At 70.9% G+C, this 24,365-nt stretch carries 20 protein-coding genes; 7 read left to right on the forward strand and 13 right to left on the reverse strand.

Annotated features, from left to right (window positions below):
- The first annotated feature begins 144 nt into the window (after positions 1–144).
- Complete coding sequence (locus tag AB0K03_RS05000) at positions 145–1,353, forward strand: DUF349 domain-containing protein (RefSeq protein WP_364680748.1); 1,209 nt, start codon at positions 145–147, stop codon at positions 1,351–1,353.
- A gap of 73 nt (positions 1,354–1,426) precedes the next feature.
- Here AB0K03_RS05000 and AB0K03_RS05005 read toward each other — a convergent pair whose 3' ends face one another.
- From AB0K03_RS05005 to AB0K03_RS05015, 3 genes are read right to left on the reverse strand one after another with little or no spacing between them, the layout of a single operon-like run.
- Positions 1,427–2,863 (reverse strand): GGDEF domain-containing protein, encoded by a 1,437-nt coding sequence (locus AB0K03_RS05005; RefSeq protein WP_364680575.1) that lies wholly within the window; start codon positions 2,861–2,863, stop codon positions 1,427–1,429.
- A 41-nt stretch (positions 2,864–2,904) separates the two neighbouring features.
- Positions 2,905–4,401 carry a tRNA (N6-isopentenyl adenosine(37)-C2)-methylthiotransferase MiaB gene (gene miaB / locus AB0K03_RS05010; protein WP_364680751.1) on the reverse strand — a complete coding sequence of 499 codons (1,497 nt, stop codon included), beginning with the start codon at positions 4,399–4,401 and terminating at the stop codon, positions 2,905–2,907.
- A 48-nt stretch (positions 4,402–4,449) separates the two neighbouring features.
- The gene (locus AB0K03_RS05015) at positions 4,450–4,944 is read right to left on the reverse strand and encodes a hypothetical protein (RefSeq protein ID WP_364680578.1); all 495 of its coding nucleotides are present in this window, start codon (positions 4,942–4,944) and stop codon (positions 4,450–4,452) included.
- Positions 4,945–5,074: 130 nt separating this feature from the next.
- Here AB0K03_RS05015 and AB0K03_RS05020 point away from each other — a divergent pair, with 130 nt between their 5' ends.
- The 4 genes from AB0K03_RS05020 (at position 5,075) to AB0K03_RS05035 (ending at position 8,377) form a co-directional block, all read left to right on the forward strand.
- A complete protein-coding gene (locus AB0K03_RS05020; protein WP_364680580.1) occupies positions 5,075–5,821 on the forward strand; it encodes an amino acid ABC transporter ATP-binding protein in 747 nt (248 codons plus the stop codon).
- A 51-nt stretch (positions 5,822–5,872) separates the two neighbouring features.
- A complete protein-coding gene (locus AB0K03_RS05025; RefSeq protein ID WP_364680583.1) occupies positions 5,873–6,724 on the forward strand; it encodes a glutamate ABC transporter substrate-binding protein in 852 nt (283 codons plus the stop codon).
- An 85-nt stretch (positions 6,725–6,809) separates the two neighbouring features.
- Positions 6,810–7,484 (forward strand): amino acid ABC transporter permease, encoded by a 675-nt coding sequence (locus AB0K03_RS05030; RefSeq protein WP_364680586.1) that lies wholly within the window; start codon positions 6,810–6,812, stop codon positions 7,482–7,484.
- A complete protein-coding gene (locus AB0K03_RS05035; RefSeq protein ID WP_364680589.1) occupies positions 7,481–8,377 on the forward strand; it encodes an amino acid ABC transporter permease in 897 nt (298 codons plus the stop codon). The genes AB0K03_RS05030 and AB0K03_RS05035 overlap by 4 nt, the downstream gene beginning before the upstream one ends.
- Before the next feature lie 189 nt (positions 8,378–8,566).
- Here the strand turns inward: AB0K03_RS05035 and AB0K03_RS05040 are convergent, their stop codons facing one another.
- The 9 genes from AB0K03_RS05040 to AB0K03_RS05080 all read right to left on the reverse strand — a co-directional run bounded on the left by AB0K03_RS05040 (position 8,567) and on the right by AB0K03_RS05080 (position 20,621).
- Positions 8,567–9,529, reverse strand: a complete 963-nt coding sequence (locus AB0K03_RS05040; protein ID WP_364680592.1) for a hypothetical protein — start codon at positions 9,527–9,529, stop codon at positions 8,567–8,569.
- A 145-nt stretch (positions 9,530–9,674) separates the two neighbouring features.
- Positions 9,675–11,399, reverse strand: a complete 1,725-nt coding sequence (gene rny / locus AB0K03_RS05045; RefSeq protein WP_364680595.1) for a ribonuclease Y — start codon at positions 11,397–11,399, stop codon at positions 9,675–9,677.
- 775 nt (positions 11,400–12,174) lie between these two features.
- Positions 12,175–13,725: a hypothetical protein gene (locus tag AB0K03_RS05050; RefSeq protein WP_364680597.1), complete on the reverse strand. Its 1,551-nt coding sequence runs from the start codon at positions 13,723–13,725 to the stop codon at positions 12,175–12,177.
- A 488-nt stretch (positions 13,726–14,213) separates the two neighbouring features.
- Positions 14,214–15,002: a hypothetical protein gene (locus AB0K03_RS05055; RefSeq protein ID WP_364680600.1), complete on the reverse strand. Its 789-nt coding sequence runs from the start codon at positions 15,000–15,002 to the stop codon at positions 14,214–14,216.
- A gap of 743 nt (positions 15,003–15,745) precedes the next feature.
- Positions 15,746–16,480 (reverse strand): regulatory protein RecX, encoded by a 735-nt coding sequence (locus AB0K03_RS05060; RefSeq protein WP_364680603.1) that lies wholly within the window; start codon positions 16,478–16,480, stop codon positions 15,746–15,748.
- Between the two features lie 571 nt (positions 16,481–17,051).
- Entirely contained in the window at positions 17,052–18,098 is a 1,047-nt protein-coding gene (gene recA, locus AB0K03_RS05065) for a recombinase RecA (protein WP_364680606.1), read from the reverse strand.
- Between the two features lie 198 nt (positions 18,099–18,296).
- Positions 18,297–18,497: a DUF3046 domain-containing protein gene (locus AB0K03_RS05070; RefSeq protein WP_249611559.1), complete on the reverse strand. Its 201-nt coding sequence runs from the start codon at positions 18,495–18,497 to the stop codon at positions 18,297–18,299.
- A 38-nt stretch (positions 18,498–18,535) separates the two neighbouring features.
- Positions 18,536–19,198 (reverse strand): UdgX family uracil-DNA binding protein, encoded by a 663-nt coding sequence (locus AB0K03_RS05075; RefSeq protein WP_364680609.1) that lies wholly within the window; start codon positions 19,196–19,198, stop codon positions 18,536–18,538.
- Between the two features lie 76 nt (positions 19,199–19,274).
- Complete coding sequence (locus AB0K03_RS05080) at positions 19,275–20,621, reverse strand: aminotransferase class I/II-fold pyridoxal phosphate-dependent enzyme (protein ID WP_364680611.1); 1,347 nt, start codon at positions 20,619–20,621, stop codon at positions 19,275–19,277.
- Positions 20,622–20,667: 46 nt separating this feature from the next.
- On the opposite strand from AB0K03_RS05080, the gene AB0K03_RS05085 reads away from it, so the two are divergent.
- Positions 20,668–21,906, forward strand: a complete 1,239-nt coding sequence (locus AB0K03_RS05085) for a bifunctional pyridoxamine 5'-phosphate oxidase family protein/GNAT family N-acetyltransferase (protein WP_364680614.1) — start codon at positions 20,668–20,670, stop codon at positions 21,904–21,906.
- A 138-nt stretch (positions 21,907–22,044) separates the two neighbouring features.
- The gene (locus AB0K03_RS05090) at positions 22,045–22,968 is read left to right on the forward strand and encodes a leucine efflux protein (protein ID WP_364680754.1); all 924 of its coding nucleotides are present in this window, start codon (positions 22,045–22,047) and stop codon (positions 22,966–22,968) included.
- A 348-nt stretch (positions 22,969–23,316) separates the two neighbouring features.
- On the opposite strand, the gene AB0K03_RS05095 is transcribed toward AB0K03_RS05090, so the two are convergent.
- Entirely contained in the window at positions 23,317–24,078 is a 762-nt protein-coding gene (locus tag AB0K03_RS05095) for a sporulation protein (RefSeq protein ID WP_364680616.1), read from the reverse strand.
- Positions 24,079–24,365: the final 287 nt, after the last annotated feature.

The raw sequence follows: 24,365 nt of genomic DNA on the forward strand, positions 1-24,365 counted from the left end.
ATCCTCGGGCGCTTCCCCGTAACGGGGTTGGACCTGTGACAATGCGCGAGAAACAATGCCGATGGAATGATGGCATTCGACTGCGCCATGGCGGCCGTCGAGGGCAGTGAGGCCCGCGACGCCGGGAAGAACGAGGATGGGCTCATGAACGACTGGACGACCTTCGGGCGCGTGGATGCCGACGGCACCGTGTACGTGAAGACGGCCGAGGGCGACCGGGTGGTCGGCTCATGGCAGGCGGGCACTCCCGAGGAGGGCCTGGCCCACTTCGCCCGGCGCTTCGCCGACCTCGTGACGGAGGTCGACCTCGTGGAGGCCCGGCTCAAGTCCGGCGCGGCGGACGCGTCGCACTCGCTGAGCAGCATCAAGCGGCTGCGCGCCACGCTCGACGAGGCCCATGTGGTCGGCGACATCGACGGGCTGGCCGCCCGCCTGGAGCGGCTCACCACGATCGCGGACGAGAAGGCCGGCGAGGCCAAGGTGGCCCGCGAGGCGGCCCGTACGGAGGCGCTCGCCCGCAAGACCGCGCTGGTCGAGGAGGCCGAGCAGATCGCCGCCGAGGCGACCGGCTGGAAGAGCGCCGGCGACCGGCTCAAGGAGATCCTCGACGAGTGGAAGACGATCCGCGGCGTCGACAAGAAGACCGACGGTGAGCTGTGGAAGCGCTTCGCCGCCGCCCGTGACGGCTTCACCCGCCGCCGCGGCGCCCACTTCGCCACCCTCGACGGTCAGCGCAAGCAGGCGCAGTCCGCCAAGGAGGAGCTGGTCAAGGAGGCGGAGACGCTCTCCACGTCCTCCGAGTGGGGACCGACCGCGGCCCGGCTCAAGGAGCTGATGAACGAGTGGAAGGCCGCGCCGCGCGCGGCCAAGGAGGCCGAGCAGCGGCTCTGGGAACGCTTCCGGGCCGCCCAGGACGCCTTCTTCACCCGCCGCAGCGAGGTCTTCTCCGCCCGCGACGCCGAATACAAGGGCAATCTCGAGAAGAAGCAGGCCGTCCTGGCCGAGCTCGAGGCCGTCGACGTCGACGCCGACCCCCGGGGCGCCCAGAACAAGCTGCGCGACCTGCAGGCGGCCTGGCACGACGCGGGCCGGGTGCCCCGCGAGTCGGCCGCCTCGCTGGAGCGCCGCTGGCGGGCCGCCGAGGACCGCATCCGGGTCGCGATGGACTCCGCGTGGCGCAAGACCAGCCCGCAGGACAACCCGCTGCTGCAGCAGATGCGCGAGCAGGTGGCGGAGGCCGAGCAGCGCCTCGCCCGCGCCCAGGCCGCCGGCGACAGCCGCCGCATCAAGGAGGCCGAGCAGGCGCTCGCCTCGAAGAAGCAGTTCCTGAACCTGGCCGAGCAGGCCGGCTGACAACCGGCTCGGGCCGGCCTGCGCGCCGGCCCGGGCTGAGGAGATGCGGCGCAGCGCTCACGGAGCGGCCCGTTCAGGCCAGGGCGAGGCTGAGCGCGCCGACGGACTTGGAGCGTTTGGCCTCGTACATCGCGAGGTCGGCGCGGCGGATGAGGTCGTCGGTCGTGGTTCCCGGGCCCGCGAAGGCGCCGCCGGCGCTCACCCCGATGCGGACCTCCTGCCCGGCGACGGGGATGGGTTCCCGGACCATGTCACGGATGCGGGCGCACACGGCGTCCACCGCGCCGCGCGGGTCGTGGTCGCGGCAGACGACGACGAACTCGTCGCCGCCGAACCGGCTGACCAGGTCGGCCTCCCGGACGCAGCCGCGCAACCGCTGCGCCACGGCGACCAGCAGTTCGTCGCCGGCCGCGTGACCGAGCCGGTCGTTGACCGGCTTGAAGCCGTCCAGGTCGCAGAAGAGGACCGCCACGCCGGGCTGCGGACCGCCCGCGGCGAGATCCGCGGACAGCCGGTCCAGGCAGGCGGCACGGTTCGGCAGGCCGGTGAGCACATCGGCGGTCGCCAGCCGCAGCAGATCCTGCTCAGCGCGGCGGCGTTGCGCCGCGAGCCACGCCACGCGCAGCATGACCAGTGGTACGAGGATCACGGAACCCAGCGCGATCAGGGCGCCGTCGGCGGGCATGCCGAGGATCACCCGGCCGCCGCCGACGACGGGCACGAGCGCCAGCATCACGCCGAGGAACGTGAGCCGCCCGGCGCTCAGATCGTCCTGCCGTGCCGGACCCGGCTCGGTCATCGCGGCCGCCGAGTGGTGCAGGGCGGCGCAGCCGGTGCAGACGTACGCCACGAGGAACGGCACATTCGTCCAGTCGGGCACGGCGCCCGTCGCCGGGTCGGTGGTCAGCACCACCGCCACGTTGGCGAGCAGGCAGGCGGCCAGACCGGCGGTCAGCCAGCGCACGGCGCCCATGCGGCGTACGGCCACCAGCTGGATGCGCAGCAGCGCCCCGAGGATGCCGAGCATGACGAAGACGTCGATGAACAGGAACGCCTGCTGCGCCAGCGGCGTGCCCATCGCCTGATGGCGGGGCAGGAAGACGATGTCCCAGAGCAGGCCGCCGAGGGCCAGGGCGGTGATCGCCGAGTCGATGATGCCGCCGGGATCCCGTCCGGCCTGCCGGACGATGACGACCACGACCACGCCGAGCAGCAGGAAGTAGCCGGCCGTGAACGACAGCGACTGGACCGTCTCCAGGCCGGCCGCACGGAGGCCGGCGTACACCCGTCCGGCCCAGAGCACATTGCCCACGTTGACCATGACCATCGCCGCCAGCAGCAGCCACCACGGCAGCCGGGCGCCGGGCCGGCTGCGCCGTACCGCGACGGCGGCGGCCGGGATGGCACCAAGGCTGGCCAGCAGGAACGGCACGGCCCGCTGATCCGGCGCGACGAACAGATATGCCGCGATCAGACCGAAAGACAGGGCGGCGTACCCCTTGAGCACCACGGTCTGACCATCGGACGCCGCCGGCTCCAGTTGAGGGTTGGTCAGAGGGCGCAGCCGCCGGTGGAGGCGGGCAGCGGCGCCGGAACCCCGACGGTGGGCAGGCCCAGCGAGACGCCGGGCAGCTTCGGGGTACGGCCGGCCTCCCACGCGTCACCCGCCCGGGTGCGGCGGTGGCTGAGCGGCTCGCCGTCGGCGTTGAGGTGGTGCGGGGCCGCGTACGTGACCACGGTCTCGACGATGTCGCCGGGCCGCGGGGCGGTCGCGCCGGTGGCGAAGTGCACCAGGCGGCCGTCGCGGGCCCGGCCGCTCATCCGGCCCGTACGTTCGTCCTTGCGGCCCTCGCCGACCGCGACCAGGACCTCCACCTTCTCCCCCACGAGCCGCTTGTTCTCGGCCCAGGTGATGTCCTCGAGAGTGGCGATGAGCCGCTCGTAGCGCTCCTGGACGACCTGCTTCGGCAGCTGCTCGTCCATCGTCGCGGCGGGGGTGCCGGGACGCTTCGAGTACTGGAACGTGAAGGCGCTGGAGAAGCGGGCCTGGCGGACCACGTCGAGGGTCCGCTCGAAGTCGTCCTCGGTCTCGCCCGGGAAGCCCACGATGATGTCCGTGGTGATCGCGGCGTCCGGCATCGCGGCCCGGACCTTGTCGATGATGCCGAGGTACTTCTCCGAGCGGTAGCTGCGGCGCATGGCCTTGAGGACCCGGTCGGAACCGGACTGCAGCGGCATGTGCAGCGAGTGGCAGACCGTGGGGGTCTCGGCCATCGCGGCGATCACGTCGTCGGTGAAGTCCTTCGGGTGCGGGCTGGTGAAGCGGACCCGCTCCAGGCCGGGGATCTCGCCGCAGGCGCGCAGCAGCTTGCCGAACGCGAGTCGGTCGCCGAATTCGACGCCGTACGAGTTGACGTTCTGCCCGAGCAGCGTCACCTCGAGCACGCCCTCGCGCGCCAGCGCCTCCACCTCGGCGAGGATCTCCCCCGGACGCCGGTCCTTCTCCTTGCCGCGCAGCGACGGCACGATGCAGAACGTGCAGGTGTTGTTGCACCCGACCGAGATCGACACCCAGCCCGCGTACGTCGACTCGCGCTTCGTCGGCAGGGTCGAGGGGAACACCTCGAGCGACTCGAGGATCTCGACCTCGGCCTCCTGGTTGTGCCGGGCGCGCTCGAGCAGCGCCGGCAGCGAGCCGATGTTGTGCGTGCCGAAGACGACGTCGACCCAGGGCGCGCGCTTGACGATGTCGCCGCGGTCCTTCTGGGCCAGGCAGCCGCCGACCGCGATCTGCATGCCGGGGTTCTTGAGCTTGGTGGGGCGCAGGTGGCCGAGGTTGCCGTAGAGGCGGTTGTCCGCGTTCTCCCGCACCGCGCAGGTGTTGAAGACCACGACGTCGGCCGCGTCCGCCTCCGCGGCGCGGACGTAGCCCGCGTCCTCCATCAGCCCGGAGATGCGCTCACTGTCGTGCACGTTCATCTGGCAGCCGTACGTGCGCACGTCGTAGGTGCGGGGCGCGGCGCTCTGCGAGGTCTCAGTCATGGCAATCAACCAGGGTAGTCCCTGTGCCCCGGGGCGCCGATCCCGGCGGAGCGCTCAGGCCGCGGCCGGACGTCCCGGGCTCGGCTCGGGACGCCACCGCGAGCGGGAACAGCCGGGGCCGGCCGCGCACTCCGGGTCCGAACCCGTGCACGGGCGTACGTGACGGCACTCCGTACCGTCATCGGTCTCGGCCACGTCCACGTGCACGGCCCGCAGCGTCCCGTCGGGCTCGGCCAGGACGTACCTGGTGGGGTTGAGGGTGTCGTCGGGGAGCAGGACGTCGGCGCCGAGCCGGACCGAGACGGCGCTCGCGATGGTCGCCTCGTCGATCTCGCCGGGGGCGAGGTAGCAGTCGATCTGGGTCGGGAAGTCACCGCCGAGATGCCAGACGTCGCAGAGCACCGCGCCCGCGGAAGCCGCCTCCACGGTTGTCACCGGACGCTGCAGCGCACCCGAGACCGCCGCGCGGACGACCGCCGGATCCACGGCCCCCGTGGCGCACCAGCTCCAGAGTCCGTCTACCGGCTCGGCGTCTGCCATACCGCTCATCGTGGACATCCCTCTCCCCGCAGACCTGCGGTGTTACTGCTCCGTGACCATTCTCGGCGTGAACCGATACAACCGCGCCCATAGAGTGACTCCGTCCGAGTGAACCCGACGACGGGACGGTGGTCAGACTGTGACGACGAGCGAGCCTCTCATCGTCCTCGAGGGCGTCAACAAGTACTTCGGCCCGCTGCACGTCCTGCAGGATGTCAACCTCTCCGTCGACCGCGGCGAGGTGGTCGTCGTGATCGGACCGTCCGGCTCGGGCAAGTCGACCCTGTGCCGGGCGATCAACCGCCTCGAGCCCATCGACTCCGGCACGATCACCTTCGACGGCCGCCCGCTGCCGGCGGAGGGCAAGGCCCTCGCCCGGCTGCGCAGCGAGGTCGGGATGGTCTTCCAGTCGTTCAACCTCTTCGCGCACAAGACCATCCTGCAGAACGTCATGCTGGGTCCGGTCAAGGTCCGCCGTGAGAAGCCCGACGCCGTACGCGACCGCGCGATGAAGCTGCTCGACCGGGTCGGCATCGCCAGCCAGGCCGAGAAGTACCCGGCCCAGCTCTCCGGCGGCCAGCAGCAGCGCGTCGCCATCGCCCGCGCCCTCGCCATGCAGCCCAAGGCCCTGCTCTTCGACGAGCCCACCAGCGCGCTCGACCCGGAGATGGTGGGCGAGGTGCTCGACGTCATGACGTCGCTCGCCAAGGAGGGCATGACCATGGTCGTGGTCACCCACGAGATGGGCTTCGCGCGGCACGCGGCGGACCGGGTCGTGTTCATGGCCGACGGTCAGCTCGTGGAGCAGGCCGCCCCCGCCGAGTTCTTCGACAACCCGAAGAGCGAGCGGGCCCGGGACTTCCTCTCCAAGATCCTCACGCACTGATCCGTCCATTCCGGACGCTTTGTAGAAACATCCACCAGGAGGAGTGCGACGATGCGCATCACCCGATTGACGGCAGTGGCCGGGGCGTTCGCCCTGGCGATGGCGGCCGCGGCATGCGGCGGGGACGACAGCGGCTCGGGGGCGGGCAGCGGCATCGTCGGCAAGGCGAGCAGCCAGAAGAAGCTCGTCGTCGGCGTCAAGGCCGACCAGCCGGGCCTCGGCCTGCAGACCGGCGGCACCTACACCGGCTTCGACATCGAGATCGCGAAGATCGTCGCGAAGGGTCTCGGCGTGCCGGAGTCCGGCATCGAGTACAAGACCACGGTGTCGTCCAACCGTGAGCCGTTCATCCAGCAGGGCCAGGTCGACATGGTCGTGGCGACGTACACGATCAACGACGAGCGCAAGAAGGTCGTCAACTTCGCCGGCCCGTACTACGTGGCGGGCCAGGACCTGCTCGTGGCGACGGACTCCACGATCACCGGCCCGGAGGCTCTGGTCGGCAAGAAGGTCTGCTCGGTGTCGGGTTCCACGCCGGCCAAGCGGATCCAGACCGACTACAAGGGCGTCAACCTGCAGCAGTTCGACTCGTACTCGAAGTGCGTGCAGGCCCTGTCGAACAAGAGCGTCGACGCGGTGACGACCGACGACATCATCCTCGCGGGCTACGCGGCCCAGGAGCAGTACGCCGGCAAGTTCAAGGTCGTCGGCAAGAAGTTCAGCGACGAGCCGTACGGCATCGGCCTCAAGAAGACCGACACCGAGGGCTGCAACAAGATCAACGAGATCCTGAAGACGGCGGCGACGGACGGCTCGTACAAGGCCGCCTGGGACAGCACGCTCGGCAAGAGCGGCACCCCGGCCCCCGAGCTGGACGTCACCAAGCTGACCAACTGCAGCTGAGCTGCCGCAGGGCGGGCGGGGCCGGTGCTTACCGGCCCCGCCCGGCTGTTGATCGTTTTTCCGGCGTCGCGAGGAAGCGAGGGCGATGGACGTCTTCTCCGATCCAGCCAACATCGACACGTACGTCACCGGGTTCCTCTGGATCCTGAAACTCACCGCGGCTGCGACCGTCGGCGCGCTCGTGCTCGGCGTCCTGCTCGCCGCGATGCGGGTCTCACCCATCCCGGTGCTGCGCGGCTTCGGTACGGCCTGGGTCAACATCTTCCGGAACACGCCGCTGACGCTGATCATCTTCTTCTGCTACTTCGGCCTGTACTCGGCGCTGGGTCTGACGCTCTCCGACGACATCGACCGCAACAACTACTGGCTCGGCGTCGTCGGCCTGTCCGTCTACACCGCGGCGTTCGTGTGCGAGGCCATCCGGTCCGGCATCAACACGGTGCCCGCCGGTCAGGCCGAAGCGGCCCGGGCCATCGGCATGTCGTTCCTGCAGACGCTGCGGATCGTCGTCCTGCCGCAGGCCGGCCGCGCCGTGGTCGCCCCGCTGGGCAGCATCTTCATCGCGCTGGCGAAGAACTCCACGATCGTCGGCACGATCGGCATCATGGAAGCGTCGAGCGCCATGAAGGAACTGATCAATGCGAACGGGAACGCCACGCTGTTGATCTTCATCGTCTTCGCCGGCACCTTCGCCGCTGTCCTCATCCCCACCGGCTACCTCTTCGGCTGGCTGGCCAACCGCCTGGCGGTGAAGCGGTGAGCAGCAACACCGACGCAGTCCTCTACGACCACCCGGGGCCCCGGGCCAAGATCCGCAACCGCATCCTCACGGTCGTCTTCAGCCTCGCCCTGCTCGCGCTGCTCTGGTGGGTCTACAGCAAATTCGACGAGAACGGTCAGTGGGCGGGACCGCTGTGGCGGCCGTTCCTCGAAGGCTCCACGTGGACCGCCTACATCCTGCCAGGGCTCTGGTCGACGGTGAAGGCCGCCGCGGTCGCCATGGTGCTGTCGCTGATCTTCGGCGTGATCTTCGCCGTGGGCCGGCTCTCCGACCATCGGTGGGTGAGCATCCCTTCCGGCATGGTGGTCGAGTTCTTCCGGGCCGTACCGCTGCTGCTGATGATGTTCTTCATCTTCTTCGGCGTCCCGTTCCTCACCGAAGCACCCATGCCACCGTTCTGGGCGGTCGTCATCGGCCTCACCCTCTACAACGGCTCCGTGCTGGCCGAGGCCTTCCGCGCCGGCATCCGGGCGGTGCCACGAGGACAGAGCGAAGCGGCGTACGCGATCGGCATGCGCAAGAACCAGGTCATGCGCGAGATCCTCATCCCGCAGGCCGCCCGCGCCATGCTCCCGGTGATCGTCAGTCAGCTCGTGGTCCTGGTGAAGGACACGGCGCTGGGGTACATCATCGGCTACACCGAGCTGCTGCAGCTCGGCGTCAACACGCTCGGCGCCAACTTCGGCAACACGGTCGCGGCGGCGATCGTGGCGGCGATCATCTATGTGGTGCTCAACGCCTCACTGACGTTCATCGCGGGGGTGCTGGAGCGGCGCACCCGGCGGAGCGGACGGGCGCCGCGCGCCGGGCGGGGCCAGCCGGCTGCGGTGGGGGCCGGCGGGGTCGGCGCTGCCGTGGAGCCTCAAGGCTGAGGGCTGGGCCGGGCCGGCCAGGGCCTGCCGGGCTCGGCCGGCCCCCTGCCGGGCTCGGCCGGCCCCCTGCCGGGCTCGGCCGGCTTCCGGCTCGGCCGGCCAACTACCGGCTGATTGGGCCGGCTCCCGGCTGGCTCGGCGACGTCCGGCTGGCTGGGCCGGCTCCCGGCCGGCTCGGCCGGGGTTGGCCTAGGCGGCTTCCAAGGGCCACTGGAAGTTCCGCAGGAGAATCTCGGGGTCGCACCAGACGAGCGCCCCGGCGGCCTTGAGGTGGATGTCGAACCGCACCTCCACCTCGGCGAAGACCGTGTCGGCCGGCGTTCGCCTCGCGTGCTGGAAGCGCACCTCCGGAAGCCGTGTCCAACCCGGCATGCCGCTGTGGCGCGAATACCCCGTGTCCTCCAGGTCGGAGAGGGTACGCTCGCTGACCGCCTCACCGAGGACGACCGGAACGGGACCCTGCTGGCCGAAACCGAGCTGGAACACCGTGTGCCGCAGCCGCAGGACACAGGAGGCCATGCCGTGTCCCTGCAGCAGATCCCAGTCCGGCGCGAACGTCACGATCCCGCCGAAGAGCTCGACCCAGGGACGCGAGCGCCACCAGCCTGAGGCGGGAGGCGCCTGCGGGAACCGGTCGGCGGTGATGGTGAAGTTCGCGACGGCGCCGAAGGTCTCGTGCCGGTCGCCGTTCCAGACATGCAGAGTAGGGCCACCGAAGATGTGCAGGCCGTCGTCCTCCCACGACATCGTGTGCCCGGCCGTGTCGAAGGGTTGCGTCGACGCCCACCAGAAATCCGGGGGCTCCGGCGCCGGCAGATGAAGATCCCAGTCGGTGACCCGCTGGCGTACGTTCAGGCGTTTGACGTCGATCGCCTTCTCCAGACCCTCCGCGACACTCGTATGGAGCTTGTCGCGGATCGTCTCGAAGCCGTTGAAGACCTGCTCGGTGTCGATCCGGGCATCGGCGAACGACGCCCGGTAGAGCTCGCGCCGGGCACGGCCCGCTTCCTCGTTACGCTCCGTGGCACGTTCGACGTCGTTCGCGAGGGCGAACATGTCGAGTTCGGCGCCGAGCCGGCTCGTGAGCGCCGCAGCCTCCTCGGGGGTGAGCTGCTGTTCCCGATTCGTCAGAGCTTCGATGATGGTCGGCATGACCCCTCCCAAGGTGCCGCGCGTCTGCTCACTATGAGCGCCGCGGGAGGGTCTGCGGACGACGAAGTCGTATAGCCGTCAGGCGCCGCCATCGACGATGAACGCCGAGGTCATCGGGCACACGCCGGGCCTGCCGCCGCGATGATCAGCGGGCCAGCTCCGTCACCCGGGATTCGCGGACGACCGTGACGCGGATCTGGCCGGGGTAGGTGAGTTCTTCCTCGATCTGCTTGGCGACGTCGCGGGCGAGCACGGCGGCGGCGATGTCGTCGACGTCTTCGGGGCGGACCATGACGCGGATCTCGCGGCCCGCCTGCATGGCGAAGACCTTGTCGACGCCCGGCTTGCCGCCGGCGATCTCCTCGATGCGCTCCAGGCGGTTCACGTACGCCTCGAGGCTTTCGCGGCGCGCGCCCGGGCGGCCGCCGGAGCAGGCGTCGGCGGCCTGGGTGAGGACGGCCTCGACGGTTTGCGGCTGGACCTCGTTGTGGTGGGCTTCGATCGCGTGGACCACGTCGTCGGACTCGCCGTACTTGCGAGCCAGGTCGGCACCGATGAGCGCGTGGCTGCCCTCGACCTCGTGGGTGAGCGCCTTGCCGATGTCGTGCAGGAAGGCGCTTCGCTTGATCGTCGGCACGTCCAGCCCCAGCTCGGCGGCCATGATGCCGCCGATGTGCGCGGTTTCCACGAGGTGCTTGAGCACGTTCTGCCCATAGCTGGTGCGGTAGCGCAGCCGGCCGAGCAGCGTCGCCAGTTCGGGGTGGATGTCGGTGATGCCGACGTCGACCAGGGCATCCTCGGCGGCACGCTCGCAGAGGCGGTCGACCTCGTTCTTGGCGCTCTCGAACACCTCCTCGATGCGGTGCGGGTGGATGCGGCCGTCGAGGACGAGTTTCTCGAGCGTGAGCCGGCCCACTTCGCGCCGGACCGGGTCGAAGCAGGAGAGCAGGACCGCCTCGGGGGTGTCGTCGATGATCAGGTTGACGCCGGTGGTCGACTCGAACGCCCGGATGTTGCGGCCCTCGCGGCCGATGATCCGGCCCTTCATCTCGTCGCTGGGCAGGTGCAGCACGCTGACCACGCTCTCCGCGGTCTGCTCGCTGGCGATGCGCTGGATGGCGTCGACCACGATGTGCCGGGCCCGGGTGTCGGCGGTGTGCTTGGCGTCGGCCTCGATGTCGCGGATCAGGATCGCGGCCTCGCGCTTCGCCTGGCCCTCCAGGCCCTCGATGAGCTCGGCCCGGGCCTGGTCGGCGGTGAGGCCGGCGATGCGTTCCAGCTCGCGGCGGTGGTTGTCCTCCGCCTCGGCGAGCTCGCCCTCGCGGGTGCTGAGCGCGGCCTCCCGGGCGGTCAGGTCGGCGTCCATGGCCGCCAGCCGGCGTTCCCGCTCCACCAGCCGCTCCACCTCGTCGGCGTGCAGGCGCTCCCGCTCGTCGATCCGCGCGGCGCGGCGCTCGACCTCGGCGGCCTGCTCCTTGACGGTGGTGTTGAGCAGCGCCACCTCGCGTTCGCCGCTACGCCGGGCGGCGGCACGGACCTGCTCGGCGTCCGACTCGGCCTGGCGGTGGGCGTGCTCGAGGATCGTGTCGGCTTCCTCGTGGGCGGATTCCAGGACCCGCCGGGCCTCGGCCCGGGCGGCGGTGGCCTCGGCCTTGGCGGCGGCGACTTCCGCGCGTACGGACGCAGCCTTCGCGTTCGCGTCGTCGACCTTGGCTTTCGCGGCGTGCAACGTCTGCTCGCGGCTCTCCTGATCGGCCGCCCGGCTCTCCTGGAGGCGGCGCAGGGCCCGCGCGCCGAGGACCAGACCGGCCACCACGAAGGCGGCGAGAACGACGATCGCCACTACGAGCACCCACACCAGGGCCGTCATCTCGCCCTATCTCCCTTCGCCGCGCCGCAGGGGTTGCGGGTCGGTCTGTGTCCTGCGCGAAGCACGGGTAAGGGATGCCCGACCAAAGGCTCTCGCTGTCCCGCACGCCAGGCGCGGAACCGACCGCAGGTGCCATCGACCGTCGGCACGGACGCCCGCACGCGGCCCGAGGGCCAGGTGGGTCGCCGCCGACGACCGACCGCTGTGTGTCCGTCCCGCCCGCGCGGTCAGCGGGCGAATCGTCCGGCTGTCGTCCCCACTCTCCGTCCGGGCCCGGCGCCTACCGGTCGCCGAGCCCCGGTGCTGTGCCGCCGGCCCGGTGCTGTGCCCGTGGCCGACGCCCTGCGGCACCCGGTGGCCCGGCACCGTGCGGAACCCGGCCGTCCACCGGCCTCGTTCCGGTCCCGCGTCGGACCTGCGTCGGCCGGCCCCGGGACCGTCGGCCGGGCTGACGGTCGCCACGGCGCAGGGCCGCTGGTTGCGGTGCGCCGGGCGGATCCGCCGGGTGGTGACCGGCCGCCGGCCCGTTGGTGGCGTCCGGTTCGGTGGTCCGCTGCCGGCGGTGGAGTCCGCCGGGCGCCCCTCCGAGCCGGAAGTGATGCCGAAAAGTAATGCGATCTATGTTGTGCGATTAGCCTTCGATGGTCGAGCAAACCTCGTGTAACGCGAGGCTAGGTCGCGAGAGCCGCTTCGGTCAAGGACTCATGATTCGGCAGGGGATGGGACGTTAGGCACAGACCCACACACGCCCAGCTCACGTACGTTGGTGGGCAATTCAGGCGTAGCGGGCCCAGATGTCGCGCATCGGCTCCCACTTCTCCCCCACGCCTTCCTTCCAGTACGCGAGGACGTACGCGGCGACGGGTGTCTCGGTGTCATCCCACCAGATCCCTGCCACGGTACGGCCGGAGACCTTGTACGCGTACTCGACGTAGTTGCCGGTCGTGCGCCCCGACGGGGTGGCCCGCTCGACGGCAGCGCCCACGCCCGGGGTCAGCGTACGCGCGTCGACGTTCTGACCGAGCGTGGTCACCCGGGCCTTGTCCCGGTCGGCGGTCGTCGCGTACTCCACGAAGATCACGCTCATCGCGTCCATCTCGCAGCGCACCCGGGCCTTCTCGCCCTTGGTGAGCTTCGGACCACCCTTGTCGCCGTTGCGCGAGCACCCGGACAGGTGCGGCAGCCAGCCCTGCGCGACAGTACCCAGCGAGCCGGCGAACTTCGGCTGATTGATCGTCACCTGGTTCTGCTCGTACACGCCCTGGGTGGCGCTCGCACTCGGGGCCGGACCCGCGACCGTGGTGGCGGCCGGACCCGGGCCGGGGGCGGTGGCACGGCCGGCGAACCAGCCCGCCGTACCGAAGATCAGCAGTCCGGCGACCAGACCGGCGAGGGCGGGGATGATGATGCGGCTCTTGGGCTGCTTCGGGGTGGGCTCGATCCGCGGACCGCTGTAGCTCGGCGCGACGTCGAAGCCGAAACGGTCGGCGTCGGAGGAGCCTTGGCTGTAGGGGTCGGCGGGAGCGGGGCTACGGCTGAAGGGGCCGGCAGGGGCGGCGCCCTGGCTGTAGGGGTCGGCAGGGGCGGCGCTCTGGCTGTAGGGGTCGGCGGGGGAGCCGGTGCTGCCGCCGAAGCGGTTTGCGCCGTAGCCCGTGCCACCGAAGTGGTTGCCCCCGGACGTGGGCAGGCCGTATTCGTCGGTGCCGCTCGGGGGGATGGGGGCTCCCGAGATCGGGCTGCCGGGGGCGGAGACCGGGTTTCCGGGGCCGGAGATCGGGGCTGTGGCCCCTGAGGTGGGGTTCGCGGCCGACCAGTTGGGCGGCGATGACGTGGGGCCCGCGTCGGAGGTGGGCGCGGCGGTCCAGGGGGTGCCGCCCGAGGTCGGGTGAGGCGAGGTGTGGAAGGGGCCGTACTGGGGGGTTTGCGGGTTGTAGCCGGCGAGGGGTGCTGGGGTGGCAGATGGGGCGGTCGCGCCGCCGGACACCGGGCCGGGTGCTGGCTCGCCGTTTGTCAGGATCGGCATTTCCGGCGCTTGGACCGGCAGCCCGGAGGCGGGCTGGGCCGGCAGCCCGGCGGGCTGGGCCGGCAGCCCAGCGGCGGGCTGGGCCGGCAGCCCGGCGGCGGGCTGGGTTGGGGCTCCTGGAGCGTGGCCGGAGGCGGTCGAGTATCGGACGGTCGCGTCCGGATCATGACCGTGGGCCTGCGGTGGGACCACGGGCCCCGGATGGCCGACGACGCCGCTGCTCGGCGCGGCCGAAGCGGTCGCACCGGCGTCCTCCGGGACGGGTACGCCACCGCGCTGAGCACCGTGGGAGTCGTCTGTCACGACGCTGCAGATTACCAGTACGGCGCTATCGCCGCGGTCCCCGGAGATCCACCGGAGAGAATGCACACGCAGGCCGGAGGGCTGTGATCCGAGCTACCGCCGTGGGTGCGGTTTCGGGTCGTAGTGGCGATCGCTGGGATGTGCCGACTTGCGCCGTTGGTGAGGGATCTGCGTCCCCTCCCCTGCGGATCCTGGCCTCTGTACGGGTTCGCGGCCCTCGGCGGACCCGCGGCCGGGCCGCAAGGCCGCGGCCGAGCCGCAAAGCCATGACCGGACCGCAAGCCATGACCGGACCGCAAGCCGTGACCGGACCGCAAGCCGGGACCGGACCGCAAGCCGTGACCGGACCGCAAAGCTGCGGTTCTGACAGAGCAATGGCGGGGTCGATCCCTTCCAGGACCTTCCCCGCCACTGCCTGCTGCTACTCGCCCATCCGAGCGGCGACGCCTAGCTCAAGCATCGACCTCTTCAGGGCTCCGACGCCTACCTCAGGCATCCGCCTCTTCTGGACGGCGACGCCGCGTGACGAGGATGAGCCCGACGCCACCCGCGGCGATGGCCGCACCGACGCCCGCGATGGTGACGACGTTGGCGCCGGTGACCGGAAGGCCGCCGGCGTCGGAGCTGCCGCCGGTGCCGCCCGCGTTGTTCGTACCGCCGTTGCCCGAGCCGTTGCCGCCCGAGCCGTTGCCGTCCGAACCGCTGTCGGAGCCGTTGTCGCTGCCGCCGTTGTCGCTGCCCGTGCCGCCACCCTCACCGGAGGGGTCGCCGGGGTTGCTGGGGCTACCGCCCGGATCCTCCCCGCCTGGATCGCCCCCACCGGGGTTGTCACCACCGCCGGGGTTGTCACCGCCACCCGGGTTGTCACCGCCACCCGGGTTGTCACCGCCACCCGGGTTGTCACCGCCACCCGGGTTGTCGCCCCCACCCGGGTTGTCACCGCCACCCGGGTTGTCGCCCCCACCCGGGTTATCGCCCCCACCCGGGTTATCGCCCCCACCCGGGTTATCACCACCACCCGGGTTATCACCACCGCCAGGGTTGTCACCGTCACCCCCACCCGGCGTGTCACCACCGCCTGGCGTGTCACCGCCCCCGCCGCCTCCGTTGTCGGGGTCGCCCGGGTTGTCGTCGCCCGGCGTCTCGTCACCGGCGGCCTTCGTGGTGGAGCCCTCGTCCGAGGCCGCGGGCTCGGTGAGCACGACGACACCGCGGGTGGTGACGTGAGTCGTGGACGCGGTGGCGGCAGAGGCACCCGCAAGGGCGGCCACACCCACAGCACCGACTATGAATCCCAGCCGCGCTACGGCGCGCACACCGCGATGGCGTGCGAGCTGGTTGGTACGCATGTTCCTCCCCGTACTTCAGACTCGTCCGTCTTCAGTGGACAATGATCAACACAGTCCGGACGAGCAGATTACCGGTTCACCCCCCGGCTTTTCCATCCACCATTGACAATATGGGGGAAGACGGACAATCACCGTGCATCAATACGCGTACGGGAAGGGCGAAGACGACGCGATGTGATGTTTCTGGCGTACTTTCTTAGCGCCAGCTTCCCCGCGCGACCGGTCCTGATCAGTGAACGGTCACCGATTGCCGGCACCCGCTCGCGCCTCACCGTTCGAATCGCTGATACCAGCTGGACCGGGATATCGCACGACGCCTGGACGGAGCGCGACGACAAGGTCACATCCTCTTCCCAGGCAGCCACGCGGGAGTTCCACACGACGCTGTCGGCACCTGGTGAGGCGGGCGTCGGTCGACCCGCTGTCCCGATTTCCTTGTGCATCGTGCGCTGGTGTTCTCACGCGCTGAAGGGGGCGGGAGCAGCGGCGTCCGAAATGGAATCTGGCCGCCGTCGGGAAGCAGCGCAACCCGACCGGAAGCCAGCCGAAGCCACCTGCTTGCCACGCCGAGCATTCAGGCGTTGCGGAAGGCCGGACACGCCGGTGGACAGCCTGGTGCCTGTAAACAGCCCGGCACCGGGAGACGGGTCACGTACGGGGATGTCGCGTCATCAGGACAGGCTCTCGTTCTCCTGATCCGCCATGGCTTCGGCATCGATGTGGTCGGCGAACTCCGCCGCCTCGGCATCCCGGGCTGCCAGGGCGTCCTTCACCGCACGGATGGCGACGCCGGCCGGGTAGCCCTTGCGGGCGAGCATGCCGACGAGGCGACGGAACATCTGGTCGGGTGTGCCGGTCGCCGTACGCAGCTTCCGGTCCACCAGCGCGCGGGCGGTGGCAGCCTCCTCGTCCTCGTCCAGCGTCTCGAGGGCCTCGGTGGCGACCTCCGCATCGACGCCGCGCTGACGGAGCTCATTGGCCAGCGCCCGGCGCGCCAGGCCGCGGCCCTGATGACGGCTGGTGACCCAGGCGCGGGCGAACGCGGCGTCGTCGATGATGCCGACCTCGTCGTAACGATCGAGCACCTCGGCGATCACCTCTTCGGAGATCTCCTTACGCGCCAGAACTTTGGCGAGCTCGGCCCGGGTACGTGGCCGCACGGCGAGCTGCCGCAGACAGATTTCGCGGGCCACTTCGGACTCCGGCCGGGGCGGCTCGGCCGGCCGATCCGTAGAGCCGCCGCGGCGGCCCGAAGCGTCGGCAGAGTCAGCCTGCGGGCTGCTGGAGCCGCCGCGGGCACCGACTCGACGACGGCCACCGCGGGACGAACGGTCGTCATCGTCCGGCGGGCGAGGAGGAAGCGCATCCCACCCGCGCCCGGACCGGGCACCTCGTCGTCCGACCATCACTCACCGCCTCCTCAAGCAATCCGTCACGGGCGAGACCGGACGGGTGACGCCCCACGCTGATCGCAGTGGCCGGATCTGGCAGGGGGTTGCGGCCCGCGCAAGAGGCACGAGGCGCGGATCGCGAGGCGAGGCACAGCCTGCGGACTGATCCAGCCGCCGCCTTGCCTGCGGCAACGAACCGTCACCCTGCTGCGGCACCATGTCCACCAGCTTGGTCAGCGACGCCACGGCCGGACGCCCTGCCTTGTGCGCCCGGCACCTTCCCAACGGATGCCGACACGCCGCCACTACCAGCACCCGCCCACGCGAGCACGACACCGCCAAGACGCTCCGAGGCCAGCGCCGCGTCAGCACAACATCGCGCCGAGACGCCGCCGGTACCAGCGCCGCGCCAGCATGCCCCGCACCGGCACGCCACCAGCGCCGCCCGCGCGACGCCGCGTCGGAGTGACGCCGGTGGTGCCGCGCCGACGATGTGGGGCGTCGGCGCGGCGTGGCGATTGGCCTACCGGAGGTGCGCTCCGCCGCCAGGCCGCTGCGGAACGAGCGGCCTGGGTGGCGGTTCGGGTCAGAAGTCGACCGGCGGGAGCTCCGGGCCGCCGGCGGCGTCGCCGCTGGTCTGGCCGACGCCGAGCTTCTCGAGGATCTTCTTCTCGATCTCGGCGGCGACGTCCGGGTTCTCCTTGAGGAACTCGCGGGCCTTCTCCTTGCCCTGGCCCAGCTGGTCGCCGTCGTACGTGTACCAGGCGCCGGACTTGCGGATGATGCTCTGCTCGACGCCGACGTCGATCAGCGAGCCCTCGCGGGAGATGCCCTTGCCGTACATGATGTCGAACTCGGCCTGCTTGAACGGCGCCGCGACCTTGTTCTTGACGACCTTGACGCGGGTGCGGTTACCGACCACGTCGGTGCCGTCCTTGAGGGCCTCGATGCGGCGCACGTCGAGACGCACGGACGCGTAGAACTTCAGGGCGCGGCCACCGGTCGTCGTCTCGGGCGAGCCGAACATGACGCCGATCTTCTCGCGGAGCTGGTTGATGAAGATGGCGGTCGTGCCGGAGTTGTTCAGCACACCGGTGATCTTCCGCAGCGCCTGGCTCATGAGACGGGCCTGGAGACCGACATGGCTGTCGCCCATCTCACCCTCGATCTCGGCGCGGGGCACGAGGGCGGCGACAGAGTCGATGACGATGATGTCGAGCGCGCCCGAGCGGATCAGCATGTCCGCGATCTCGAGCGCCTGCTCGCCGGTGTCCGGCTGGGACACCAGCAGGGCGTCCGTGTCGACGCCGAGGGCACGGGCATACTCCGGGTCGAGCGCGTGCTCGGCGTCGATGAAGGCCGCGATGCCGCCGGCGCGCTGCGCGTTGGCGACCGCGTGCAGGGCCACCGTGGTCTTACCGCTGGACTCCGGCCCGTACACCTCGATGACGCGGCCGCGCGGCAGGCCGCCGACGCCGAGCGCCACGTCCAGGGCGATGGAGCCGGTCGGGATGACGGCGGTCTGCACGACCGGCCGCTCCCCCAGCCGCATCACCGAGCCCTTGCCGAACTGCTTGTCGATCTGCGCCAGCGCGAGATCGAGCGCCTTGTCCCGATCAGGTCCTGCCACCATGTCCGCCACCCCTGTATTCGACTTCGCAGGCGTCTTCGCCGATGAGCTTCTGTTCACCACGCGGGTCACGCTAGACGGTGGGTCTGACAAAAACCGCCGCCCGGCCCGGAGCTGTGGATGACCACACCGCTGAGGACAATAGCCGAACAGGTGTACGACGATCGAGCGACACGCCAGAACAAACGTACGAAAAAACGGTCAGCGCAGCCGCGCAGGCACCCGATCGGGGTACGCGGCCACCACAGCGCGCCACACCGTAGCCGTATCGACACCCTGAGCGATTGCTTCGTTGATCGTCCGTCCACCGAGGCCGGAGAAAGCGTGATCGGCGGCGAAGCTGCGCGCGTACGCGGCACCGAAGGCCTGCTCGAGACGCTGCCAGAAATCCGTCAACCGCACCCGGCAAGCCTACTCGCGGCCCGGGCGGCGCCCGCGGATCAAGCCAGCGCCGCCGCGCCGACCTTCAGGTCCTCGACCAGGCTCCGGTACGCGGCGTCGCGGTCGTCGGCCCGCAGCACGGCGGACGGATGGATCGTGGCGAGCGCCTGGATCTCCGCCACCGGGAAGTCCTCGGGGTGCTGTGCGGATGCCGGCCACGGCATGAGCTGCCCCCGCGAGCGGGTGACGCGGAACGAGGGTCCCAGCAGCGCCTTGGCCGCGGTCGCCCCGAGCACCACCACGAGCTCGGGCTTGAGCAGCGCGAACTCGGCCACCAGCCAGGGGCGGCAGGCGGTGATATGCGCCGGCCCCGGGCTTTGGTGAATGCGTCGCTTGCCGCGCAGCTCGAAACGAAAATGCTTCACCGCGTTTGTGATCCACAGGTCGCCGGGATCGATGCCGGCATCGTCCACCGCCTCGCGCAGCAGCCGGCCGGCAGGGCCGACGAAGGGCAAACCCTGCTGATCCTCGACGTCACCCGGCTGCTCCCCGACGAACACCACGCGGGCGTGGGCGGCGCCGCGGCCGAAAACGGTCTGGGTGGCGTTCTGGTAGAGCTCGCAGCCTTCGCAATGCGCCGCAGCGGCCTTGAGCTGGTCGAGTTCGTGCGCGTCCGGCGGAACGAAGTGCTGCGCGCCGATGGGCGCCTCGGTCCTGGGCATGCCACAGTTTCTACCCCTTCGCACGCACTCCACGCTCAGCGGTGTCACCTGAACGGGATGGAGCAGGGCATGTCCGTCACCTCCCGATGATGGTCACGCCGGGCGAGTGGGCCGCCGCAGCCACGGCCTCGGCGAGGGGTTCCACGGCGGCGTCGTCCAGGGCACTGATGGTGATGCGTACGCCCGCGGGCTCGTCGATGCAGAAGAGCGATCCCGGCGCCACCGCGTACCCCGCATCGCGGAGCGCCGTGACCAGGCGGGTCTCGTCGTCAGTGCGTACCCAAAGATTGATGCCTGTCGCACCGTAGGCCTTGACGCCGCGCGCCGTGAGCGCGGTGCGCAGAGCGTCGCGGCGACGGTCATAGCTCCGGCCGGCCTCAGCTATCGCGGCCGCCACTGCCCCGTCCTGCCAGAGCTGCAGCAGGAGCCGCTGCTGCAGGGTGGACACCCAGCCGGCACCCGTGCGCATGCGGCCCACCACTCGCGCGATCGTCGCCTCGCCGCCCGCCATCACGGCCGTGCGCAGATCCGGACCGTACGGTTTGGACGCGGAGCGGATGAACGCCCAGAAGGCGGTGGAACCGCTCAGAGTGTGCAGCGGCACACCGGCCAGCTCTGCCGCATGGTCATCCTCGATGAGCAGCAGAGCCCGCCCGTAGGACAGCGCCGCGCGCAGCTCCCGGGCGCGGCGCGCGCTGACGGCCGCGCCGGTCGGATTCTGCGCGCGGGTCGTGATGACGACAGCTCGTGCCCCGGTCGTCACTGCGGCGCGCATCCGATCCGGCAGCGGACCCTCGTCGTCCATCGGCACCGGTACGGCCTTGAGCCCCAGCGCGGCGACGAGGTCGAGGAGGTTGGCCCAGCCCGGGTCCTCGACGACCACCGCGTCGCCGGGGCGGAGGTGTGTCGTGAGAAGCCGTTCGATCGCGTCCAGCGCGCCGTTGGTGACGGCGATCGACGCGCCGTCCATCGGTACGCCGTCAGCCTCGAACCGCAGCCGTGCCGTCTCGATCAAGTCAGGCAACGGCCCGGCCGCCGCATATCCGGAAGGGGCACCGATCTGCTCGGCGACGGCTCGGAGATGCGGCCCCAGAGCGGGAAGCAGCCGGACGTCGGGGTCTCCGGAGGAAAGATCGAGCGCACCCGGCGGCACGGGCAGGCGCAGCGAGGCTCGCGGCCCAGCCACCGGCGGACGGGCGCGGACCCGGGTGCCGCGCCGGCCGGACGTCTCCACGATTCCACGCCTGCGCAGCTCGTCGTAGGCCTTCGAGACCGTGGCGGGACTGACGCCCAGCTGATCGGCGAGCACGCGGATGGGCGGCAGCACATCACCCGAGGCCCAGGCGCCGCTGCGGACGCCCGCCTCGATGCTCGCGGAAATCGAGGCTGCCGACGAGCCCTCGACCTGATATTGTCCTGGCACATCATAGATTATGTACTAGAACAAAGATCTTGGCAAGGAGGCGCTCGTGACCGCCGTCTACCAGCCCACCGCTCGCACCACGGCCACCCGCGATCGTGGCCGCATGCTCTACGACCGCGAGACGGCCCAGGCCATCCTGGACGAGGGGTACGACTGCGCGGTCGCGTTCGTGGTCGACGGCGAGCCGCGCGTCCTGCCCACGCTGCACGTCCGGGTCGGCGAGATGTTGTACATACATGGTTCGACCGGCGGAAGACTCGGCCTGTCAGCGCGCGACGGCGGCGTGCCCGTAGCCGTCTCCGTGACGCTGCTCGACGGCCTCATCTATGCGCGTTCGCAGTTCCACCACAGCGCGAACTACCGCTCCGTCGTGGTGCACGGGACGGCCCGGCCGGTTACCGACGAAGCGGAGAAGAGAGCCGCCATGACGGCCTTGGTGGAGAAGCTGGGCGCCGGCCGGTCGGCCGACAGCCGTCCGCCGACGGCCCGCGAGCTGGCCACCACCGTCGTCCTGTCCCTGCCGTTGGAGGAGGTTTCCGTACGCGCCAGAGCAGGCGGAGTGGCGGAGGAGAGCGAGGATCTGCCGTTGCCGCACTGGGCGGGCGTCCTGCCGCTACGCCGCGTCGCGGGCCCACCCGAGCCGGATGCCGGAGTGGCGGCGGCAACCCCGGCGTATCTGCCACGGCCGGTCTCTCCGTGGCACGAGGCGGCGCCGCTGCGAGGCAAGCACGTCGCGCTGGAACCACTCGCACCCTCGCACGTGGACGGGTTGCTCACCGCGCTGGGCGACGACGAGGTGTGGCGGTTCCTGACCGTTCCCCGGCCGCAGACACGCGAGCAGATGGCCGGCATCGTGCACACCGCCGCACGGCAACAATGGCTCGGCGAACGGGTGGCGTGGGCCCAGTGCGACCCGGCCACCGGCGAAGTCATGGGTACGACGAGCTACCACGACATCGACCCGGCGGGCCGCGCCCTCGGCATCGGCCACACCATGCTCGGACGGCGCTGGTGGCGTACGGGCGTCAACACGGAAGCCAAACTGCTGCTGCTCGAGCGGGCGTTCGAGGTGCTCCAAGCTGAGCGCGTGTTCTGGTACACCGACATCCGCAACGAGCGCTCCCAGCGGGCGATCGCACGGCTGGGCGCCAGCCGCGACGGGGTGCTCCGGCACCACCGCCTACGCCCGGACGGCACGTGGCGCGACACGGTCGTCTTCGCGGTCACGGCCGACGAGTGGCCGGGAGTACGCGATGCGTTGCGCGAGCGGCTGGCGTCGGGATGACAGCCGAGCAAGCCGGACGGCGGCGGTGGACAACACCGGGCTTGCGGCATGCACGGGCGCCGTGCAGCTCCGGTCGTGGGCAAGGCCACATGTTCTTGTCCCGACGGCCCCTCGCCGGTCGGATCCCTCCGCATCAGGATGGGGGCCGTGCTGGGTATCACCGACTTCTGGACGTACGTGCTCGGGACCGTGGCGATCGTGCTGCTCCCCGGCCCCAACTCCATCTTCGTGCTCTCCGTCGCCGCGCAGCGTGGAGTCCGTGCGGGGTACAGGGCAGCCGGCGGCGTCTTCCTCGGTGACGCGGTGCTCATGGTGCTCGCGGCCGCGGGCGTCGCGTCGTTGCTGCGGACCTACCCGCCGATCTTCATGGTGGTGAAGTACGCCGGCGGCGCGTACCTGGCCTGGGTCGGGTTCGGAATCATCCGCGGCGCCTGGCGGAAATGGCGCTCGCGCGGCGGCGAGGTCACGGATCACGGCAGCGCAGGCATCGTGGCAATGGACCGAGGCGGCGAGAACGGCGCAGGCACGGACCGGAGCGGCACGGGCACCAACCGGAGCGGCACGGGCACCAACCGGAGCGGCACGGACCGGAGCGGCACGGGCACCAACCGGAGCGGCGCGGGCACCAACCGGAGCGGCGCGGGCACCAACCGGAGCGGCGCGGGCGCAGACCGGGGCGGCGCGGGCATCGCGGGCAGGGATCGAGGCGAGGCAGGCTATGCGGGCCCTGCCAGCGGGGATGCGATAGGTGCGGGAATGCGGAAACCGTTCCGGCGGGCTCTCGTGGTCAGCCTGCTCAACCCGAAGGCAATCCTCTTCGTGGTGTCGTTCTTCATCCAGTTCGTCGACCCGGGGTACGCCCACCCGGCCGTGTCGTTCCTGATCCTCGGCGCGATCCTGCAGGTGTTCAGCTTCCTCTACCTGAGCGGCCTGATCTTCGGGGGCCAGTTCCTCGCCGGGCAGTTCCGCCGTAGGCGGCGGTTGTCGGCCGTGGCCGCCACGGGGATCGGTGCGGTCTTCGTCGGGTTCGGCATCAAGCTGGCCACCGCCACGGCCCGCTGACCGGCCCCAACCAGGACCCGGCAGACCCCAACCCGCACCCGCCAGCGGACCCGCAACCCGCACCCACCAGCGCACCCGGCGGACCCCCAACCCGGACCCCAGCAGCACACCCGGCAGAGCCCAACCCGCACCCAGCAGCGCACCCGGCGGACCCCCAACCCGGACCCCAGCAGCACACCCGGCAGAGCCCAACCCGCACCCAGCAGCGCACCTGTCGGACACCCAAGCCGGACCCGGCAGCACACCCGGCAGACCGCAACCCGGACCAGCAGCGCACCCGGCGGACCCGCCGACCCGTTACTCAACCCGCACCCGACGGCGGACACCGCAGGACGCCCGGCCCAGTCCTCAGCCGAGCTCCGCCAGAGCCCCCCGCAACACCGAGTCGAGCTCCGTATCCCACTCCCCCTGCTCCGCTTCATCATGGGGAATCCGAAGCCGGCCGTACGCGTCCCGGGCCGGCTTCAGCAGGCCGCCGTGTCTCTCCAGCTCGAGGATCACCTCGACGCCCTCGGAGTCCGCGACGAACGTCAGCTCGAGCTCGTTCGCCGGCCAGCCGGGTGGCGGGGCGTACTCGATCTCCTGGAAGAACGGGAGCTCGTGGCGTACCCCGTAGATTGCTCCTCTTTCCACGTCGGCGTGGCGGAAGTGGAAGCCCAGGCGGTTGAGGGATGTCAGCACCTTCTCCTGGACCGGCAGGGGGTGGACCGCAAGCACGTCCACGTCGCCGGTGTCGGCCACCTCTTCGGTCGTCAGCTCCGTGCGCATACCGAGGGACATTCCGCTGAGGCGATCGCCGTACGCGTGGGTCAGGGGTGTCTCCCACGGCAGGGTGATCGTGAAGGGGATGTCCTGGTGTTCGCCCGCCGCCAGCGTGAAGCCCGCCGCCACCCATGCGCGGTGGAATTCGAGCAGGGCGTCGCCGTCCTCGGCCTCGACCCTGGTCACGAGCCCTACGGCGATCGTCTCCACCGCCACGTCGTAGTCGCCGCCGGTGAGGCGGACCGCGCCCATCAGCGGGCTTCCGGGGTACGCGCCGGGATTGGCGAGGACGGTGTGGACGCTCGGGCCTCCCACGCCGAACGCGCGCAGCACTCTGCCGAAAACCATCCCCGCACCCCTCTCAGCGCATGCGCCCACCGACCGGGCCGCCGCCCACCTCTGCGCCGGCGGGCCGGCGGGCCGGCAAGCCAGCAACCCGGCGAGCCGCCGGCCCGGCAAGCCAGCGGCCCGGCAATCCGGCTAGCCACCGAGCCAACAACCCGGCTAGCCACCAGCCCGGCAAGCCAGCGGCCCGGCAATCCGGCTAGCCACCGAGCCAACAACCCGGCAAGCCACCAGCCCGGCAAGCCATCGGCCCAGCGAGCCAACGGGCCGGCAATCCGGCTAGCCACCGG

This window comes from Actinoplanes sp. NPDC049316 (assembly GCF_040677315.1).
Taxonomy (GTDB): Bacteria; Actinomycetota; Actinomycetes; order Mycobacteriales; family Micromonosporaceae; genus Actinoplanes.

Excerpts from the sequence above, each read along its gene's own strand:
- AB0K03_RS05040 (WP_364680592.1), bottom strand. The coding sequence starts at position 9,529 with ATGCCGACCATCATCGAAGCTCTGACGAATCGGGAACAGCAGCTCACC.
- AB0K03_RS05075 (WP_364680609.1), bottom strand. The coding sequence starts at position 19,198 with ATGCCCAGGACCGAGGCGCCCATCGGCGCGCAGCACTTCGTTCCGCCG.
- recA (WP_364680606.1), bottom strand. The coding sequence starts at position 18,098 with ATGGTGGCAGGACCTGATCGGGACAAGGCGCTCGATCTCGCGCTGGCG.
- AB0K03_RS05000 (WP_364680748.1), top strand. The coding sequence starts at position 145 with ATGAACGACTGGACGACCTTCGGGCGCGTGGATGCCGACGGCACCGTG.
- AB0K03_RS05090 (WP_364680754.1), top strand. The coding sequence starts at position 22,045 with ATGGGGGCCGTGCTGGGTATCACCGACTTCTGGACGTACGTGCTCGGG.
- AB0K03_RS05030 (WP_364680586.1), top strand. The coding sequence starts at position 6,810 with ATGGACGTCTTCTCCGATCCAGCCAACATCGACACGTACGTCACCGGG.
- rny (WP_364680595.1), bottom strand. The coding sequence starts at position 11,399 with ATGACGGCCCTGGTGTGGGTGCTCGTAGTGGCGATCGTCGTTCTCGCC.
- AB0K03_RS05025 (WP_364680583.1), top strand. The coding sequence starts at position 5,873 with ATGCGCATCACCCGATTGACGGCAGTGGCCGGGGCGTTCGCCCTGGCG.
- AB0K03_RS05015 (WP_364680578.1), bottom strand. The coding sequence starts at position 4,944 with ATGAGCGGTATGGCAGACGCCGAGCCGGTAGACGGACTCTGGAGCTGG.
- AB0K03_RS05060 (WP_364680603.1), bottom strand. The coding sequence starts at position 16,480 with ATGGTCGGACGACGAGGTGCCCGGTCCGGGCGCGGGTGGGATGCGCTT.
- AB0K03_RS05095 (WP_364680616.1), bottom strand. The coding sequence starts at position 24,078 with ATGGTTTTCGGCAGAGTGCTGCGCGCGTTCGGCGTGGGAGGCCCGAGC.